Genomic DNA, 18810 nt, shown 5'->3' with positions numbered 1-18810 from the left:
CTTATTTGCGGAACTTGTCGAGCGAGACGATCTCGGCTTCCTTGCGCGGTGCGTCCTCGTCGTCTTCGACGATTTCCATCGGCGCTTCGTCGTCATCATCGTCGTCGCCGTCATCATCGTCGGTGTGCGTTTCGAAACGCAGGCCGAATTCGACCGACGGGTCCACGAAGGTGCGGATCGCGTCGTAAGGGATGTAAAGCGGCTCGGGCTTGTCACCGAAGTTCAGGATGACCGAGAACCCTTCGTCAGTGACTTCAAGACCGTCGAACCAGTGTTCGAGCACGATAGTCATCTCGCCCGGATAACGGTCCGAAAGCCAGTCGGCCAGTTCGGCGTCGGGGTGCTGGGTGTCGAAGGTGATGAAGAAGTGGTGCTTGCCAGGCAGACCCTCTTTGGAAACGCGGGTGAGGACCTTCTGGATGAGGCCACGCATCGCGTCGTGCATGAGGTTTCCGTAGTCGATAGAGCGGCTCACGGTCTGTCCTTTCGGCTTGTCTTTCTTCCAGCATACGGGATTCGGAATGGGAGGAAAGTGAAACCTCACAAAGCCCAAAAGCCCGTCGCGGCGAATATGCCGAATGTCACGCGCACTGCAACCGCATTTGCGGATATCGGGCGTTCTATAAGGGGGGAGGAAGTGGAGGTTTCTGTTGCCAGGTACCTCCGAACCCCGCCTTACGCTGCTAGGCGCAAGGGCTTAATTTTCGGTGTTTCGCACTGCTTACGCAGCGAGAGCTACCGGAGCACGGTTGTCATTTGCAACTATACTGTTTGAACCGATAACGGTGGTATCTCACCGGGACAAAGCAAACCCCTTTAGACGTTCGTCGATCCTATTTCGGCCCCATGATCCCCAAATGAAGGATGTATGGTGGAGCCGCCGGGTACCGCCCCCGGGTCCGATCCGCTTATTACGAGCGCGTTTATGTCCATAGTCGCCGAAGCGACAGGACAGATATAGTGGACGGAGGGGGAACGCTCAAGGGGTGAGCGGCAAAAGAAAGTTGTGGAAATTTACGGTCTTGGCCGATCCAAGGCTGCTGGGTGTGCGTATTCTTGTCAAAACGCCGCAGCGCCACAGTTTGTGCGGTATTCCTTCGACCGGAGACCTTATGTCCGACAACCGCCCCGTTATTATGTGGTTCCGCCGCGATCTGCGCCTTTCCGACCATCCCGCGCTGACCGCCGCCTGCAATTCGGGTGGCCCCGTCATTCCGGTCTTTATCAATGACGAGATTGTCGAAACCACGGGCGCTGCCGCACGGATGCGATGGGGCATGTCGATCGACGCGCTGGCGAAATCGCTGGAGGATAAGGGTAGCAAGCTGATCCTGCGCAAAGGGAACGCGCTGGAAGTTCTCAAAGACCTTATCAAGGAAACCGGAGCAGGGGCCGTGCACTGGTCTCGCCTCTACGATCCGGCCTGCCGCGAGCGGGATACGGACGTGAAATCGGCGCTGAAGGACATGGACATCGAGGCCGAAAGCCACTCCGGCCACCTGTTGTTCGAGCCGTGGACGGTGGAGACGAAGGACGGCGGCTTCTACAAGGTTTACACGCCGATGTGGAACGCGGTGAAGGGGCGCGAGTTGCCCTCGCAACTCTCTGCGCCGTCGAAGATACCTGCCCCCGATAGCTGGCCGAAGTCCGACAAGCTGGACGATTGGAAGCTGGACGCGGGGATGCGCCGCGCGACGGACATCGTGAAGTCCTATCAGGTCGTCGGTGAGACATCCGCCCGCAGCCGCCTGTCGTCGTTTACCGCCCACCGCATCGAGAAATACAAGGAAGAGCGCGACTATCCCGCCATCGATGCGGGCTCGCGCCTGTCAGAGAACCTGACCTACGGCGAGATCGCTCCGCTTTCCATCTGGTACGCCGGCCAGCGCGCCCGCGAAGAAGGCAAGGCAGGGGCCGAGCATTTCCTCAAGGAACTGGTCTGGCGCGAGTTTGCGTATCACCTCATTTACCACACGCCCCACATCACCAACGATAACTGGCGCGAAAAGTGGAACGACTTTCCGTGGAACACCGACGAGCGCAAGAAAGAGGTGAAGGCGTGGAAACAGGGTCGCACTGGCGAGCCTTTCGTTGACGCCGCCATGCGCGAGATGTGGGTGACGGGCTCGATGCACAATCGCTCGCGCATGATCGTCGCGTCCTACTTGACCAAGCACTTGATGACCCACTGGGACGTCGGAATGCGCTGGTTTGAAGATTGCCTGACCGACTGGGACCCCGCGTCGAACGCACTGGGATGGCAATGGACGGCGGGTTCCGGCCCCGACGCGGCGCCATATTTCCGCATCTATAACCCTGCGACCCAGTGCGACAAGTTCGATGAGAACGGCACCTACCGCGATACGTGGATCGCCGAAGGGCGCAGCAATCCCGCCAAGGAAGCGCTGCAATACTTCGACGCCATTCCCGAACGCTGGAACATGTCGGCGGATGACGCGTACCCCGACCGTATTATCGACCTCGATGAAGGTCGCCAGCGGGCGCTTGATGCCTACCAAGGCTACAAAGACTGAATTTTTGTAACGGTTTTTATGCGGTTTACGTGACAAGTGTCTCCAAACCGCTAATCTCGAATTGATTGGACGAGGAAATTGAGATGATTTTGACTTCGACAAAAGGGCAGTCGGATCTTCCGCGCTATTTCCCGCAGGTGTTCGACGTCGTTTCTACGATGAAGCGTGGCCGCGTGGACATCACTCTGCCCGATGGACGTGTCTTTCGCGCCGAAGGAAAAGAGCCCGGATTTGTCGCCGAACTGAACATCCACAACAAGGATCTGTTCAGCCGACTCATCCGCGAAGGCGACCTTGGGTTCTGCGAAGCCTATATGGACGGCTGGTGGTCGACGCCTGATCTGATGGCATTCATGGATTTGATCCAGGACGAAGCCGACGAGATTTTCGACGGTTTTCCGGGGCAGGCGCTGGTGCGGATGTACGAGCGGATGCGCTTCTGGCTCCAGTCCAACACGAAAACCCAAGCACGCAAGAACATCAGCTATCACTACGATCTGGGCAACGATTTCTATTCGATCTGGCTGGACGACAGCATGACCTATTCGTCGGCGCTGTACCTTACCGGGCAAGAGGATCTGGAGAAGGCGCAGGAGCAGAAATACGCCTCGATGATCGACCAGATGGGCGTCAAACCCGGCGATCACGTGCTGGAAATCGGCTGCGGCTGGGGCGGCTTTGCCGAATACGCCGCGAAGGAACGCGGACTGAAGGTCACCGGCCTGACCATCAGTCAGGAGCAGCTGAAGTACGCGCGGGAACGTATTGAAAAGGCTGGGCTTTCCGATCAGGTGGAGCTACGTCTTCAGGACTACCGTGATGAGACCGGAAAGTACGACGGCATCGCCTCGATCGAGATGTTCGAAGCCGTAGGCGAGAAATACTGGCCCGTCTATTTCGGTAAAGTCCGCGAGTGCCTCCGTCCCGGCGGTAAGGCGACCCTCCAGATCATCACCGTGCAGGACCGCCGGTTCGAAATTTACCGCAAGAGCGTCGACTTCATCCAGAAATACATCTTCCCCGGCGGTATGCTTCCGGGACCGACTGTACTTCGCCAAGAGGTTGAAAAATCCGGTCTCAAAGTCGACAAATCTATCGAGTTTGGCGAGAGCTACTCGGTCACTCTGCGCCGCTGGTATGACACCTTCAACGCCAAGTGGGACGACATCGCGGCACTCGGTTTTGATGAACGTTTTAAGCGTATGTGGAACCTTTATCTTGCCTCGTGCGCCGGAACGTTCCACGGTGGGAACTGCGACGTGACGCAGATCACGGTTTCAAAACCGGCTTGAGTGAATGTATTTGACTTTATCCCGCTTAGCGGGAGCTTTGTGCCTCGGCGCAGTCATGGGAGCCATTTCGGTCCCGACTGCGCCGCTGCTGCAAGGGTATATGCGGCTTCCCTATTATTTCGAAGTCAACGTGCTCTGTGGTGTGATTATCGGCTGGACGGTGCTTGGTCGCCGGATGCCGACTTTTTTGACGGGCGGCCTGAGTAACGGGATTTCGGGCGGCATTCTCTGCCTTGTTCTCGCGCTCTTGGCTAACGGCTTTATCCGCATGATCGATCTGGCGCTGAAAATGCGCTACGACAATGTGCTTGAGGCGGTGGTCAGTATTGTCGACCTCGGCCTCGATGTGCTGGTTGTCATTGCGCAACCGAGCACGCTGGGTATGTTCGCGGCAGGAGCATTGGCCGCAGGACTTCTTTCCCAATTCGTGGCCAGATACGTCGATTGATGACCGCTATTTTTGTTTATGGAACGCTGCGCGATCAGGCGCTTCGCGAAACCCTGTGCCGTGGGTCGATCAAATTCGAGCCTGCGGTTTTGCCGGGTCACACCGTTCTGGTTGAAAATGCCACAGGCCTTCCAGTTCTTGTGGAGCGCGCAGGAGCGGAGGCCGAAGGGCTGCTGCTGACCGATCTGACCGACATGCAATCGGACGCGCTCGACGCCTACGAAGTGCCATTCGGCTATGACAAAGTGACCCGCGAGGTGAACGGCCATCAGGCGACGGTCTACATGCCGCCGGCTGGTCAGGAAACGGGCGGCGCGTGGGATCTGGCGGTCTGGCAGCGCGAGCATGGTGAAGTCAGCCGCTACGCCGCCGAAGAGATCGCCGCCAACAATCCGCCGCTTACGCCGGATGAGTTGAAGCGCTGGTGGGACCGCATTCGTCACCGCGCGTTCTGCCGTTACCGCGCAGCCCACAATGACGGCACGGCCAAGGTTCGCCGCGAGGCTGGTCATGCGGAAATCGTAGGCACGTCAGGCTTCTACGGGAATTTCTTCAAGTATCGCGAGATGCAGATCCAGCACGATACCTTCACCGGCGGCATGTCTCCGAAGATGCCGCGCGAAGGCTTCTACGGTGCCGATGCTTCGCTCATTCTGCCATATGACCCCAAGACCGACCGCGTGATGATGGTCGAGCAAATGCGGGTCGGACCGCTGCTGCGCGGGGATCGTAACCCGTGGATGCTGGAGCCGATTGCAGGCATGGTCGACGCGGGCGAAACCCCGCTGGAGGCCGCCGTGCGCGAGGCCGAGGAAGAAGCGGGACTGAATCTGGACAAGGTCATCGAGCTTTTCGGCGGATATCCGAGCCCTGGTAACGCTTCGGAGTACCATTATTGTTTTGTTGCCCTAACTGATCTTCCAGAACGTGACAGCTACACCGGCGGTCTCGAGGAAGAGCAGGAGGACATCCGCGTGCACACCATACAACTGGACGATGCGCTGGACCTCGTCGACAGCGGCGAGATTACCGTGCTGCCCTTCATCGCGATGCTCAATTGGGTCGCAAGAAAGCGCGAGAGCTTGCGGACATCGGCTTGAGTTCCCACGTCAGCAGACCTACACAAGAGGAAAGCAAGAAAGGCCCTCGAATGCAGATCAAACCAGACCTCGCCGCAGCTATCGGTAACACGCCGCTCATCAAGCTTCGTGCCGCGTCCGAGGCGACGGGCTGTACCATTCTGGGCAAGGCCGAGTTCATGAACCCCGGCCAGTCGGTCAAGGACCGCGCTGCTCTCTATATTATCAAAGACGCCATCGCCCGCGGCGAACTCAAGCCCGGCGGCACGATCGTCGAAGGCACCGCCGGTAACACCGGTATCGGCCTCGCGCTGGTTGGTGCGTCGATGGGCTTCAAGACCGTGATCGTCATTCCCGAGACGCAGTCTCAGGAAAAGAAGGACATGATCCGTCTGGCGGGCGCCGAACTGGTACAGGTTCCGGCGGCGCCGTATCGCAACCCGAACAACTACGTCCGTTACTCTGGTCGCTTGGCTGAAGAACTGGCGAAGACCGATCCGAACGGCGTCATCTGGGCAAACCAGTTCGACAACGTCGCTAATCGCCAAGCCCACATCGAAACCACCGGTCCCGAAATCTGGGAACAGACCGGCGGCAAGGTTGACGGCTTCATCTGTGCGGTCGGCTCGGGCGGTACGCTCGCGGGTGTCGGCATGGCGCTCCAGCCCAAGGGCGTGAAGATCGGTCTGGCCGATCCGGACGGCGCTGCGCTCCATTCTTACTACACCACGGGCGAGCTGAAATCGTCGGGCGACTCGATCACCGAAGGCATCGGGCAGGGGCGTATCACCGCCAACCTCGAAGGCTTCACCCCCGATTACAGCTACAACATCTCGGATAGCGAAGCGCTTCCGGTCGTGTTCGATCTGCTTGAAAACGAAGGCATCTGCCTTGGCGGTTCGTCGGGCGTCAACGTCGCCGGTGCGATCCGCATGGCCAAGGAGATGGGTCCGGGCCACACCATCGTCACCATCCTGTGTGACTATGGCACCCGCTACCAGTCCAAGCTGTTCAACCCCGAATTCCTCAAGGCCAAGGGCCTTCCGGTTCCGGGCTGGATCGAGCAGGGCCCGTCGTCGATCCCTGGAGTGTTCGAGGACTAATGACCTCCATTCGCAAGTTTTTCTGGCTGGTGGCAGTGGTATTTACCCTGCTGCCAGCCTTTTCGTATGCGCAGGACGAAACCAATTCGCTGGCCGATATTGCCACGTCCGCGCTGGATGGACTGACAACCACCGACACGCAGAGCACTGAAGGTGACAGCAGCGCCGAAAGTTCGGACAGCGCTTCGGACGGCGGCGAAGAGGCCGCAGCCGAGGATGAACCCGCGCCTGTCGACACCTCCGCCCAGCCCGCGATCGAACAACTCTCTGCCGAGACCGGACCCGATTACGAGGCATGGGAGCGTGTCGCCGTCAGGGCAGAACAGGGGCTGGCGAACGAGACCGTTTCCAGCTTCGCGCTCGACCGCCTGCGGTCGGAAATCGTCAACTGGCGCGATGAATTGCTGGCGGCGGAGTCGATCAATTCGACCCGCACCGATACCGTCACGGCCCAGATCGCCGCATTGGGTGAAAAGCCCGCCGACGGCGAGAGCGAGCCGCAGGCCATTGCCGACCGCCGCGAGACGCTGAACACGCAGCTTGAAACGCTGATGGCGCCCGCCGTTCTGGCGCAGGAAGCCTATGTGCGCGCCAATGGCCTCGTGGCCGAGATCGACGCCGTCATCCGCGAACGCCAGACCCAGCACTTGATCGAACGCGGCCCGCTGCCGCTCAATCCTGTGCACTGGGTCGATGGCGCGACCGCGATGTGGAACGCCGTCACTAGCATCGCGAACGAGACCAACGCCCGTATTGTGAGCCGTTTCAGCTCTGGCCGCATCTGGGAAAGCTTCATTCAGGCCGCCCTGATGTTCGTAGTCGGCACCGTGCTGATCGCGCGAGGACGGAGCTGGATTATCAGTATGCAGGACAGGGTGATCCAAGGCGCGGGCACATGGGCCGACGCGCTGCAGTTCATCATCTCACTTGGACAAATCCTGCTGCCGCTCTTGGGCGTCTGGATCATCACGATCGCTGCGAATGTGTCTGGGCTACTCGGGTTCAGGGGGCAATTGCTGGTCGAGGCGCTGCCCTATGCCTCGCTCCACGTCATCATAGCCAAGTGGATTTCGTTCCAGTTCTTCCCCGAAGATCCCGAAAAGGACTCGCTTCTTGGCACACCCGGAGACGAGCACAAACGCGCCCGTCGCATCGTCTGGAGCCTCGGTTGGCTGCTGACCATCGGCTACCTGCTGACACGTCTTGTGACCGTCACGGACGAGCCCGATACCATCGCGGGCGTCGTGCTGCTGCCGATCGAATTGCTTCTGGCGTTCTTCCTCTATCAGTTCGGACGCCTCCTGTTCCGCACCTCGAAGAAGGAAGAAAACAAAGAGGTCTACCGCTACCGCTTCTTCGCCGTTGCGGGTCGCATCGCTATGGTGATCGCCGTTGTCGGCGCACTGCTGGCGCTTGCGGGTTACGACGTCGGTGCGCGCGCGTTGCTTTACCCTGCGGTACGTACGCTGTCGGTGCTGGCCGTTATCATGCTGATCCAGCGCCTGATTATCGACCTTTACATCGTCTGGACCGGCTCGCCCGATAGCGCCGCCGATGCGCTGATGCCGGTGATCTCGGCCTTCCTGCTGATCGTGATTTCGCTGCCGATCCTTGCCTTGATGTGGGGCGTGCGCGAAGCCGATCTGCTGGAGCTGTGGAGCCGTTTCCGCGAAGGTTTTATCATCGGGGAAACGCGCATCTCTCCCGGAGATTTCGTGACCTTCGCCGCTGTGTTCGCCATTGGCTACAGCATCACGCGCTTTATCCAGAGCACGCTGCGGTCCACCGTCCTGCCGAAAACCCGCCTCGATATCGGCGGGCAGAACGCGGCTGTTTCGGGCATCGGCTACCTCGGGATTTTCCTTGCTGCGGTCATCGCGATCACCACGGCGGGCATCGACCTCTCCAGCCTTGCCATCGTGGCCGGTGCGCTGTCGGTCGGTGTCGGTTTTGGCCTTCAGACCATCGTGTCGAACTTCGTGTCGGGCATCATCCTGCTGATCGAGCGGCCAATTTCCGAAGGCGACTGGATTCAGGTGGGCGACCAGATGGGCCACGTGCGCAGCATCTCAGTCCGCTCGACCCGCATCGAAACCTTCGACCGTAAAGATGTCATCATCCCCAACGCCGATCTCGTATCGGGGCAGGTGACCAACTGGACGCGTGGCAACTCCGTCGGCCGTGTGATCGTGCCTGTGGGCGTGGCCTACGGCACCGATAGTCACCGCGTCGAGGAGATCCTGCGCGAAGTGGCCGAGGCGCACCCGATGGTGCTGCTGAACCCGCCGCCGAACGTCTATTTCCGCGGCTTCGGCGCGGACAGCCTCGATTTTGATATCCGCGCGATCATCCGCGACATCCACTTCATTTTCCAAGTGCAGTCCGAGATGAACCACGAGATCAACCGTCGCTTCTCGGAAGAGGGCATCGAGATCCCGTTTGCGCAGCGCGATCTGTGGCTCCGCAATCCCGAGGCGCTTCGCGAAATGGCGCGCTCGCAACCTAGCGAGGCCGAACAGGCAGAGATCAAGTCCAAAGCGGCAGAGCAGCAGGCGGTTACATCCGAGCCGCCGCAAGAGCCGATTGCGCCTGATGTACCCGATAAAAAAGACGACAATAACGATAACGATGGGGATGAAATTTCATGACCGAACTCCTTTTCCGCGAAGATGCCTACATGCGGGAAGCCACTGGCACGGTGCTTGAACTGACCGATCAAGGCGGCGTGGTGCTGGATCGTGCGCTCTATTACCCCACGTCGGGCGGCCAGCCTGGCGATAGCGGAGAGCTGACGTGGGACGGCGGTTCGTGCAAGATCGCGACCGCTGTGAAGGCCGAGGGCGAAACGGTCGTGCTGGTCCCTGCGGAGGGCGAAACGCTCCCCGAGGTCGGCACCGAGGTCACCCAGACGCTGGACTGGGATCGCCGTCACCGTCACATGCGCGTCCACACCGCGCTGCACCTTCTGTCGGTCGTGATCCCGCTGCCCGTCACCGGCGGTCAGATCGGGGCAGAGAAGGGGCGTCTTGACTTCGACATGCCGGAGGCTCCCGAGGACAAGGAGCTGCTCGAAGAGCGCCTGAACGACCTCATCTCCCGCGATCTGACGATCACCGAGGAGTGGATCACCGACGCCGACCTCGACGCGAACCCCGGACTGGTCAAGACGATGTCCGTCCAACCGCCGCGCGGTTCGGGCAAAATCCGCCTTGTGCGCATCTCCGACGGTGACAGCCAGATCGACCTTCAGCCCTGCGGCGGTACCCACGTCAAAACCACCGCCGAGATCGGCAAAATGCGTTTCGGTAAGGTCGAGAAAAAAGGCGCCCGCAACCGCCGCGTATCCATCCATCTGACCGAGTGAATTAACCGCTCAAAACCATACGAAAAATCAGCGGTGCCCCCCTTGCATATGGGCGCCGCTTGCGGGTAAACCCCGCTGCACGGACAGTTGGCCGAGTGGTCGAAGGCGCACGCCTGGAAAGTGTGTAGGCGGGGAACCGTCTCGAGGGTTCGAATCCCTCACTGTCCGCCATTACCCTCACAGATCAGTATCTTGTACTGCCTCTCGGCAGGCGAAGATGTGCGTTTTGACGGCGCTTCTAAATTCGTGCGGCGGACTCCAATTACTGGAAAGCCTCACCTTAGTGAGAACCTAATTGCAAGAATCAAAGCCTCTGGTTGCATTGGTTTCGAGGTGAAAACCGCAGTGTGTGAATTTACGAGGAATATTATGGTTAAGCTAAAAATGGCGCTCGCTGCCGCGTGCGCTCTGGTCTCTTTTGCGACGTCTTCCATCGCTCAGGATGCCGAGATTATTATTCAACGTGGCACCGGCGTAGAGGCTGAATGCCCTGACGGCTATCGCCAGATGACTTTCCGCGAACTTGCTATCGGCACCGAGCCGAGCTGAACCCGTGATGACCTGACTGCTGTCGGTGATGTGGCTTGCAGTGCTCTGGGCAGCTGGGAGATCATTCGTCTGGCAGGCACCAACACCATGACCAACTCGAACGGTTCGGATGAATTCTATCCCGGTTCGGTCGGCGGCCCAGGCTACAAATGCTCTCACTTCCCGAACGATGACCGTACACTCACCGACGCGGTCTGCGTGAAGAAAGAACACCTTGCAAACAGCAATATTTCCGGCGCTGGCGTTGCAAACTATCAGATGAAAGACAGCGAAATCCTCGTCACCTATGCGAGCAACGCTTCGTTCGTGCCGATGGGCGACGCCTTCGCTGCCGTGAACAATGATCCGCGTTTCGGTTACTTCAAGCCTGCCCAGTCGCCAGACAACTGCGAACTGGCCTGTATGCAGAACTCCGATTGCGACAGCTGGATTTACGCACCGAGCCCGCAGACCTGCTGGCTGAAAAGCGGTGACGGTGAACGTTCCGACTTCGGTGGTTATACCGCTGGCCAGATCGTCGATTACTCAAGCCGCAACTAACAAAAAAACCGGCCGGATCGCTCCGGCCGGTAGTCATTCTGGCGCAGTCTCAGGCACAGTGCGTCAGATCTTCACGGTCACCGTTTTGGTGTGTGAATAGTGGTGGATCGCCTCGATGCCTTTCTCGCGGCCATAGCCGGAGTTCTTGTGGCCGCCGAAAGGCGTCTGGACGGACATGGTGTTCCAGACGTTGACGAAAATCTGGCCAGCTTCGATGCGGTCGGCGACGCGGAGGGCGCGGCTGATGTCGCGGCTCCAAAGGGTCCCGATCAGGCCGTAATCGCAGTCGTTGGCGATGCGGATCGCTTCCTCTTCGGTGTCGAAGGGAATGACAACACCGACGGGACCGAAGACCTCTTCCTGCGCGATGCGCATGTCATTGGTGACGTCGGCATAGATGGTTGGCTGGATGTAGAAGCCGTCCTTGCAGCCTTCAACATCGGCCACCGCGCCGCCCGACAGGAGCCGCGCGCCATCGTCTTCTGCGACCTCGAAATAGCTCTGGACGCGTTGGAACTGGGCGGGGGTGATGATCGGGCCGAGGGTTTCACCCGGCACGACCGCTGTCACGGCCTCGGCGATCTTTTCAAGAAACGCATCGTAGACCGCACGCTGCACCAGAACGCGGGTACCGGCAGAGCAGACCTGACCGGCATTGAGGGTGAAGCCCTTTACGGCTTCGGTCGCGGCGGTGTCGAGGTCGGCGTCATCGAATACGATGTTGGCCGACTTGCCGCCGAGTTCGAGTGTCAGCGGGATGATCCGTTCGGCTGCAATACGGCCGATGGCGCGACCCACGCCGACCGAGCCGGTAAAGGCGACCTTGCGGACGGACGAATGGCTGACGATGGCCTCGCCGACTTCGCGGCCCGTGCCGAGGACGATGTTGATCACGCCCTTGGGGAAGCCGACTTCGGTGGCCATGCGGGCCATTTCGATAGTGGTGCGCGAGGTGATCTCGGACGGTTTGGCGACGATCGTGTTCCCCGCCGTCAGGGCCGGCGCGATGGCGCGGGCGGCCTGATTGAGCGGCAGGTTCCAAGGAGTGATCACGCCAATGACGCCATAGGGCTCGCGCTTGGTGAATACATGCTGGTCGGGAGAAACATCCAGTACGTCACCTGTGGGGAGGTAGACGAGGCTACCGTAGAATTCGAAATACTGTGCACTGCCTTCGATCTCGGCCAGAGCACCCGCCATCGGCTTGCCGGTATCGGCGCGCTCCAGTTCGGCCAGCATCTGCTTGTTGGCGCGCATCTTGGCGGCAAGCGCCAGCATCAGGCGGCCACGTTCGGCAGCGTTGAACCGGCGCCAGCTATCGGCAGCGGCAGAGGCGGCGGCCACGGCGCGCACCACATCGGCCTCACCGCCCGCAGCAACGTTCACCGAACGCTCGCCGGTCATCGGGCAGATGTTTTCGATATACTGACCACCTGCGGGTTTGACGGACACCCCGTCGATCCAGTGGTCCAGATGGGCAAGTGCGGTGGTGGGCATGTTGGCTTGTGAGTTCATGACAGTCCCCAGATCTCTGTGGCCTTAGATGTAAGGCATTGTCTTTTCGATGGACGGGCGGCCCTTCTGGCGCTCGCGCCATGCGGCGAGGTTCGGCAGCTCTGCGAGCCAGTCGCGATCCGTATAGCGGAACACGATGTAATCGAGCGCGGTGACGGCAGCGAGGTTGCCGATATCGGCGCGGTCATCGAAGTCGCGGGGCAGGGCGGCGTCGAGGCGGGCAAGTCCGTCGGTCATCGTGCGGAAACGTTTGGTGCCGACCATATCGGTGTCGAAATTCGGTGCGGATTTGCGGCCAATGATGACAGCGGTGGCGGCTTCGGTCGCGCCCAGCGCCAGAGCGGCGGTGGCGAGCGATTGGGCCAGACCTTCGGCGGGATAGATCGACGGCTGCGGCGCGATCTCTTCGAGGTAGCGCAGGATCAGGTGCGCTTCGGCGATGGCGGCCCCGTCATCGGTGACGAGCGTCGGGACGCGGCCCGCAGGGTTCGCGGAGATAAACTCCGCAAGATCAGCCCACGGATCGACGTTGATGATCTCGATACGGTCCGCGATGCCCTTTTCCTCGATCGCGAGGCGCACCAGACGCACGAACGGAGAGGTGGTGTTGACGAAAAGCTTCATGCTGTCCTCACTTCACTTTCAGGGTGATGCCGCCATCGACGACGAGTTCGATACCGGTGATGTGCTTGGCCTCGTCCGAGGCAAGGAACACCGCTGCGTGCGCCACGTCGAACGCATCGCCCATTTTTCCGAGCGGGATCAGGGCGTCGCGCTGGCGGACCATCTCTTCGGTCGAGCCATAGACGTCCGTCACGTTGCCCATGTGGATGAGCGGGGTGTTCATCAGACCCGGCAGGATGGAATTGCAGCGGATACCCTTGCGACCGTAGTTCAGCGCGATGTCGCGGGTAAAGGCATTCACGGCGCCCTTGGACGCCGAATAGCTGATGCACGAATAGCCGAGGCTATGGGTCGAGGCGATCGAGCTGATGTTGATGATCGAGCCGCCGCCCTGTTCCGCCATGATCGGCAGGATGAACCGGCAGGTGAGGTACATCGACTTGACGTTGATGTTCATCAAGCGATCCCACTGGGCTTCGGTCAGATCCTCGGGACCACCCGGATCAATGATGCCGACGTTGTTGTGGAGCACGTCGATACGGCCAAAAGCGTCCATACAGGCATTCACCGCAGCTTCGACCGACGCGCTGTTTGCGGCGTCACAGACGATGCTTTCGACGGTGCCGCCTTCGCCGCGAATAATGTCTGCGACTTCGGCAACGGCGTCTGCGTTGATATCCGAGGCAAAGACCTTGGCGCCTTCGCGTGCGAACTGCACTGCGGCTGCCTTGCCGTTACCCCAACCCGGCCCGATAGAGCCCGCTCCGGTCACGAAGACCACTTTATCCTTAAGGCGTTCGCCCATCTTGGCGCCTCCCCACGCGAGATGAATGTTGGAGGCAAGTTCTTCAATTCAGGCGCGAGGCGCAAATACGATTGGTGTCTCGGTATCAGATGAAAAACCTATATGTGACCCAGCGGCAAAGTGCAGTGAAGAATATCCTATCCGAAAGGGTAGGTTTTGCTATTTCATTAAGATATGAAGGCGGGTGCGTCATGCGGGTGTGTGGCGCAAGGTAAAAGAAAAACAGCTAGCTGGCAGGTATTTTCCGTATTTGGAATTCGACATGGAAATGAGGCTCTCTCCTCGGAACCGGTCGCTCGTGCCGCTGCTCGGGCAGCATAGACAAGCGACACGGGGACAGTTTATGAGGAGGAGACCACCATGAAGTTTGCCAAGTTTGCAGCCGTATCTGCACTGGCCCTGTCGGCCGCACTTCCTGCCGCCGCAGAGACCACCATCCGTATCGCCGGCTTCGGCGCCTCGTCGGGCGTTGTCGGTATTTTCGGTCAGAACTCGGGCGCGGCTATGGCTGCGGCAGTCGAAAAAGTGAACGCTGAAGGCGGCGTCACGCTTGCTGACGGCAGCCACGCGATGCTCGAAACCGAATACTACGATGACCGCTGCAACGCCGAAGAAGGCATCTCGGTCCTGCGCCGTATCGCCACCACCGATGCAGTCGTTGCCGTTGGCCCGACCTGCTCGAACGTTGCAGAGCCGCTCTTCGGTATCCTGCAAGCGCACATCGACGACGGCGGCGACACCGGCCTCCAGTTCCCGATCTTCACCGACGTGGCGATCAAGGGCGGTCTGGCCGGCATCTCGGAGTGGGTATTCCGTAACACCCCGTCCGAAGCCAAGATGTACGACGACTTGTTCGCTTGGCTCCGCGCCGAACACCCCGAAGCCAAGACCATCTTCGGCGGCGTCGAAGAAGACTTCGCGCACTCGCGCTTCACTTGGTACTCGGTCATGAAGACCGCTGCCGAAGCCCACGGTTTCGAAGTCGTCGGTGAAGCCCAGTGGCTCGTCAACGACACCAACTTCTCGAACCAGGCCCGTGCGATGCGCCGCGCCGAGCCGGATATCGTCGCGATCTCGGCTCACCCGTTCACCACCTGCGGTATGCTGCGCGAGATGTCGCGTCAGGGCGTAGAACCGGAAGTGCTCGTCGGTCTGACCTCGTCGTCGTCGCTCGAAACCCTGACCGGTTGCGCGAACGAAGCGCAGGGCCTCACCATCCCGACCAGCTTCGCTCCGGTCAACGATGCGGCCCGTGAGGCAGCTGATGCCGTTGCTGCCAAGGGCGGCGCGCTCGACCTGCACTCGGCTGCGGCTTGGGAAAACATCATGATCCTGCGCGACGTGATCAACGCGGCCCACATCGACGGCACCGCTGAATCGCTCGAAGCCGACCGCCGCAAGATCCGTGACGCTCTGGCATCGATGGAAACCGTCGAAGGTCTGCTCGGTACCAACGGCCGTACCGCCGAAGGTGAATCGATCAAGCCCTACGTCTTCGTCAGCGCAAGCGGCGACGCATGGGAAGTCGTCCACAATCCGGACAGCTGATTCTGAAACCGCCGGTCTGGAGAGGGCGCACCTTTCCGGACCGGTGCCCGCATCCTTCGCGATGCCGCCAGACCTGAGACCCATGCTATGGATTATTTTTTCTTCATCGACCTGATCCAGTCGCTAACGGACGGCCTGCTTTTCGGGACGACCTACGCGCTGATCGGGATCGGCTTCACCCTGATTTTCGGTGTGATGCGTAAACTCAACCTTGCCTACGGCGCTGCCGCGCTGGCGGGAACCTATGTGGGACTTGCGGCCTCCATCGCCGTCCCGCTGCCGCCTGTGCTGGTGTTCCTCGTTTCCGCGCTCGGCGCGGGCGCTATCGGGTACATCGTCTACCTTGGTTGTTTCCGCTTCACGCCGTCCGGTTATCCCATGGCATCGCTGCTGGCCTCGGTCGGTATGTTGCTCTTTATCGACGAGCTTGTCGTGCACCTGTCGCACGGGATGCCGTACCCCTATCCCTCGGCTCTAAGAAACGCCGAGATCACCATCGGTGATATCTGGATCCGTGGAGACCTTCTATTTGTCTTCGGCATCTGCGTCGCGGCGATGGGTATCCTCTACTGGCTGCTCTATCGCACGCCTCTGGGCCTCGCGACCCGCGCCGTGTCCCAACAGCCGCGCGCTGCCCAGCTTTGCGGCGTCCCGACCGAGCGTGTGAACGCGTTGACCTTTGTCATCGCGGGTCTCCTCGGCGGAACGGCGGGCGCTATGACCGCTGCGGCGGTGGGAGTTCTCTCGCCCGTCATCGCGATGGGTCTGACCACCAAGGGCCTCATCGTTGTGGTGATCGGCGGCCTCGGCTCGATCCCCGGTGCGATCATCGGCGGCCTGATGGTTGGTGCGGCAGAGAACGTGTTCCTCCTGCTGCGCGGCGTCACCGAGCGCGACATTTACGTCATGCTCCTGCTTTTCATGTTCCTGATCCTGCGTCCCGGCGGCCTTTTCGGCACCGTGTCCGGTCGCGACTAAACGGAGGAAACAATGGAATTCTATCTCGGACTTCTCCAGATCCTCGGCGTCCACACGCTGCTCGGTCTGTCCGCCTATATCGTGCTTCTGACGGGTCAGGTGTCGATGGCGCAGGCCGGTTTCTACGCGGTAGGCGCATACCTCGCGGCGGCTTGCACCACGATGTTCGGTCTGCACATCCTGCCCGCGATCCTGATCGCTGCGGTGCTGACCGGCGCGCTGGCCTGCCTCGTGGGTTTCCCCGCGCTGCGCGTCAAAGGCCTGATGCTCGTCGTAGCGACGCTCGCTTTCGGCGAAATGGTGCGTCTGTTCTTCTTCAACCTCACTTGGCAGATTGATCGCACCGGCGAACTGGTTGGCCCGAACGGGGCAGAGGGCTTCCGTTCGATCCGTTTCTTCCCCGAAAACGGCTGGGATACCGCTGATGTGGCGATGTTCATCTGGGCCGTAGTCGCTGTGGTGATGGCGCTGCTCTATTGGGTCGATAACACCCGTGCAGGGGCCGTGCTGCGCGCAGTGGGTCACGATGAAACCGCAGCCCAGTCGATCGGTCTGAACCTCACAGCGATCAAGGTCGGCGCAATGGCGGCCGGCGGCGCGATCGCGGGCCTTGGCGGCGGCATCTATGCCCACACCGTCACCCATATCGAGCACGGCGTCTTCGGCATCCTGCTGGCGACCTTCGCGATAGCCTACCCGATCCTCGGCGGCCTCGGTTCCGTCTTCGGTACGCTGATCGCTGTGGTCTTTGTCCAAGGCTTCCTCGTCGAAGGTCTGCGTTTTCTCGGTGATTGGCGGAGCCTGCTGTTCGGTGCGCTCATCGTTGTCGCGATGAACCTGCGCCCGACGGGCCTCCTTGGCGAGCGTATGCCGCGTCTGTCCCAACTTCTGCGCCGCCGTTCGGCTGCTGCGAACAAACTGAACGAGGCCGACTGATGCTGACCCTCGAAGGACTTTCTAAACATTTCGGCGGCGTCCGCGCCGTCGACGATGTGAGCCTGACGATTAAGGAAGGCGAGATTTTCGGTCTGATCGGGCCCAACGGCTCAGGCAAATCGACGACCGTCAACCTGATCACCGGCCTCTATTCGGTAACCGCAGGCCGCGTGATGCTGGACGGGCAGGACCTCACCGCAATGGCGCAATACGAACGCACCGCGATGGGTGTCGCCCGCACGTTCCAGAACATCCGTCTGTTCGGGAACCTCACTGTCGCGCAGAATCTCTGGGTCGCGCAGAACGGGATGGAGCAGCGCCGTCAGCACTTCATGTCCCGCTGGTTCAGAGCGGGCGGCGATCAGAGCGCGGATATCAACGAATTGCTGCGGTTCTCGCAGCTCTACTCGAAGCGCGACCACCTCGCATCGGCCCTGTCGTTCGGTGAAATGCGCCGTCTGGAGATGGCCCGTGCGCTGGCCTCTAATCCGCGCGTTCTGCTGCTGGACGAGCCTGCCGCAGGTGCCAGCCTCGAAGACGGTCAACTGCTAGCCGAGCGCATCCGCGCCGTCCGCGACCGCGGGGTCACCGTTCTGCTGATCGAGCACATGATGGAGCTCGTCATGGGCATTTCCGACCGCATCGCCGTGCTGAACTTCGGCCGCAAGATTGCCGAAGGCGGTCCGGCAGATATTCAGGCCAACCCCGATGTCCGCGCTGCCTACCTCGGTAGCTCGCATTCCGAAAAGGAACTCGCCGATGCTTAACATCCGTGACGTCCGCACCTCCTACGGCAAGATCGCCGCGCTTAAAGGCGTGTCGCTCGACATTCGCGAAGGCGGGCTGACCTGTCTTCTCGGACCGAATGGCGCAGGGAAAACCACGCTGATCTGGACCATCGCAGGCATCCTCAAGGCGCAGGCGGGCTCGATCAACATGGGCGGCGATGAACTCGTCGGGTTGAAGCCCCACAACATCGTCACCAAGGGCGTCGTGACCGTCCCCGAAAACCGCCTCGTGTTTCCGGAGATGTCTGTGCTCGACAACCTGCACGCCGGTGCGTTCGCCTACTTCAAGGACAAGGAAGGCGTCGCCCGCGACCTCGAAGACGTTCTGCAACGCTTCCCGCGTCTGCGGGAACGGTCCGGTCAGATGGCGGGCACGCTGTCGGGCGGTGAACAGCAGATGCTGGCCGTGGGCCGTGCGCTGATGGCCCGCCCGAAGATCCTGCTGATGGATGAGCCGTCGACCGGCCTCGCGCCCATCATCGTCGAGGAAATCTTCGAGATCATCGGCGGTCTGCGCGACGAGGGCCGCACGATCTTCCTCGTGGAGCAGAACGCGACGCTGGCGCTGAAATACGCGGACCACTTCTACCTGCTCGAACAGGGGCACGTGACCTTCGGCGGTCAGCCCGGCGAAGTCGACCACGACGAGTTGATTCAGCGCGCTTACCTCGGCGCACGCAAAGCGAGTTGAGCGAGAGGGACGGGCC

General features: G+C 60.6%; 18 protein-coding genes, 1 tRNA gene and 1 other RNA gene. 15 read left to right on the top strand and 5 right to left on the bottom strand.

Annotation, left to right across the window (positions count from 1 at the left end; genetic code table 11):
* Position 1 precedes the first annotated feature (1 nt).
* A complete protein-coding gene (locus IF204_RS06680) occupies positions 2-475 on the bottom strand; it encodes an SspB family protein (protein WP_194095646.1) in 474 nt (157 codons plus the stop codon).
* A gap of 161 nt (positions 476-636) precedes the next feature.
* Positions 637-987, bottom strand: a transfer-messenger RNA (tmRNA) gene (gene ssrA / locus IF204_RS06675).
* Positions 988-1112: 125 nt separating this feature from the next.
* Here ssrA and IF204_RS06670 point away from each other — a divergent pair.
* The 10 genes from IF204_RS06670 to IF204_RS20260 all read left to right on the top strand — a co-directional run bounded on the left by IF204_RS06670 (position 1113) and on the right by IF204_RS20260 (position 10909).
* On the top strand, positions 1113-2534 hold the full coding sequence (locus tag IF204_RS06670; RefSeq protein ID WP_194095644.1) for a cryptochrome/photolyase family protein: 1422 nt from the start codon (positions 1113-1115) through the stop codon (positions 2532-2534).
* Between the two features lie 83 nt (positions 2535-2617).
* Complete coding sequence (locus tag IF204_RS06665) at positions 2618-3826, top strand: SAM-dependent methyltransferase (RefSeq protein WP_194095642.1); 1209 nt, start codon at positions 2618-2620, stop codon at positions 3824-3826.
* A 4-nt stretch (positions 3827-3830) separates the two neighbouring features.
* On the top strand, positions 3831-4274 hold the full coding sequence (locus IF204_RS06660) for a TrgA family protein (RefSeq protein ID WP_228069093.1): 444 nt from the start codon (positions 3831-3833) through the stop codon (positions 4272-4274).
* A complete protein-coding gene (locus IF204_RS06655; protein WP_194095638.1) occupies positions 4274-5374 on the top strand; it encodes an NUDIX domain-containing protein in 1101 nt (366 codons plus the stop codon). The genes IF204_RS06660 and IF204_RS06655 overlap by 1 nt, the downstream gene beginning before the upstream one ends.
* Before the next feature lie 50 nt (positions 5375-5424).
* Positions 5425-6456, top strand: coding sequence for a cysteine synthase A (locus IF204_RS06650; RefSeq protein ID WP_194095636.1), 1032 nt, complete (start codon positions 5425-5427; stop codon positions 6454-6456).
* On the top strand, positions 6456-9104 hold the full coding sequence (locus tag IF204_RS06645; RefSeq protein ID WP_194095635.1) for a DUF3772 domain-containing protein: 2649 nt from the start codon (positions 6456-6458) through the stop codon (positions 9102-9104). Before IF204_RS06650 ends, IF204_RS06645 begins: the two co-directional genes overlap by 1 nt.
* Positions 9101-9820 (top strand): alanyl-tRNA editing protein, encoded by a 720-nt coding sequence (locus tag IF204_RS06640; RefSeq protein ID WP_194095633.1) that lies wholly within the window; start codon positions 9101-9103, stop codon positions 9818-9820. Before IF204_RS06645 ends, IF204_RS06640 begins: the two co-directional genes overlap by 4 nt.
* An 81-nt stretch (positions 9821-9901) precedes the next feature.
* A tRNA-Ser gene (locus tag IF204_RS06635) sits at positions 9902-9991 on the top strand.
* Positions 9992-10189: 198 nt separating this feature from the next.
* A complete protein-coding gene (locus IF204_RS06630; RefSeq protein WP_194095631.1) occupies positions 10190-10369 on the top strand; it encodes a hypothetical protein in 180 nt (59 codons plus the stop codon).
* Between the two features lie 30 nt (positions 10370-10399).
* Positions 10400-10909 carry a PAN domain-containing protein gene (locus IF204_RS20260; RefSeq protein WP_194095629.1) on the top strand — a complete coding sequence of 170 codons (510 nt, stop codon included), beginning with the start codon at positions 10400-10402 and terminating at the stop codon, positions 10907-10909.
* Between the two features lie 63 nt (positions 10910-10972).
* Here the strand turns inward: IF204_RS20260 and IF204_RS06620 are convergent, their stop codons facing one another.
* Genes IF204_RS06620 through IF204_RS06610 form a run of 3 tightly spaced genes read right to left on the bottom strand, consistent with a single transcriptional unit; the run spans position 10973 to position 13853 of the window.
* A complete protein-coding gene (locus tag IF204_RS06620; protein ID WP_228069091.1) occupies positions 10973-12424 on the bottom strand; it encodes an aldehyde dehydrogenase family protein in 1452 nt (483 codons plus the stop codon).
* Between the two features lie 24 nt (positions 12425-12448).
* Complete coding sequence (locus IF204_RS06615) at positions 12449-13048, bottom strand: glutathione S-transferase family protein (RefSeq protein ID WP_194095627.1); 600 nt, start codon at positions 13046-13048, stop codon at positions 12449-12451.
* A 7-nt stretch (positions 13049-13055) separates the two neighbouring features.
* On the bottom strand, positions 13056-13853 hold the full coding sequence (locus IF204_RS06610) for an SDR family NAD(P)-dependent oxidoreductase (protein ID WP_194095625.1): 798 nt from the start codon (positions 13851-13853) through the stop codon (positions 13056-13058).
* Positions 13854-14213: 360 nt separating this feature from the next.
* Between IF204_RS06610 and IF204_RS06605 the strand changes: the two genes are divergently transcribed.
* The 5 genes from IF204_RS06605 (at position 14214) to IF204_RS06585 (ending at position 18794) form a co-directional block, all read left to right on the top strand.
* Positions 14214-15401: an ABC transporter substrate-binding protein gene (locus IF204_RS06605; RefSeq protein WP_194095624.1), complete on the top strand. Its 1188-nt coding sequence runs from the start codon at positions 14214-14216 to the stop codon at positions 15399-15401.
* 87 nt (positions 15402-15488) lie between these two features.
* Complete coding sequence (locus IF204_RS06600) at positions 15489-16379, top strand: branched-chain amino acid ABC transporter permease (protein WP_194095622.1); 891 nt, start codon at positions 15489-15491, stop codon at positions 16377-16379.
* A 12-nt stretch (positions 16380-16391) separates the two neighbouring features.
* Positions 16392-17315: a branched-chain amino acid ABC transporter permease gene (locus IF204_RS06595; RefSeq protein WP_194095620.1), complete on the top strand. Its 924-nt coding sequence runs from the start codon at positions 16392-16394 to the stop codon at positions 17313-17315.
* The gene (locus IF204_RS06590; protein ID WP_194095619.1) at positions 17315-18082 is read left to right on the top strand and encodes an ABC transporter ATP-binding protein; all 768 of its coding nucleotides are present in this window, start codon (positions 17315-17317) and stop codon (positions 18080-18082) included. Before IF204_RS06595 ends, IF204_RS06590 begins: the two co-directional genes overlap by 1 nt.
* Complete coding sequence (locus tag IF204_RS06585) at positions 18075-18794, top strand: ABC transporter ATP-binding protein (RefSeq protein ID WP_194095617.1); 720 nt, start codon at positions 18075-18077, stop codon at positions 18792-18794. The genes IF204_RS06590 and IF204_RS06585 overlap by 8 nt, the downstream gene beginning before the upstream one ends.
* The last annotated feature ends 16 nt before the right edge of the window (positions 18795-18810 follow it).

Source organism: Marivivens aquimaris, assembly GCF_015220045.1.
Lineage (GTDB): Bacteria > Pseudomonadota > Alphaproteobacteria > Rhodobacterales > Rhodobacteraceae > Marivivens > Marivivens aquimaris.
The sequence above is the reverse complement of the archived record's forward strand: the minus strand, read 5'-3'. Positions and strand labels throughout refer to the sequence as shown.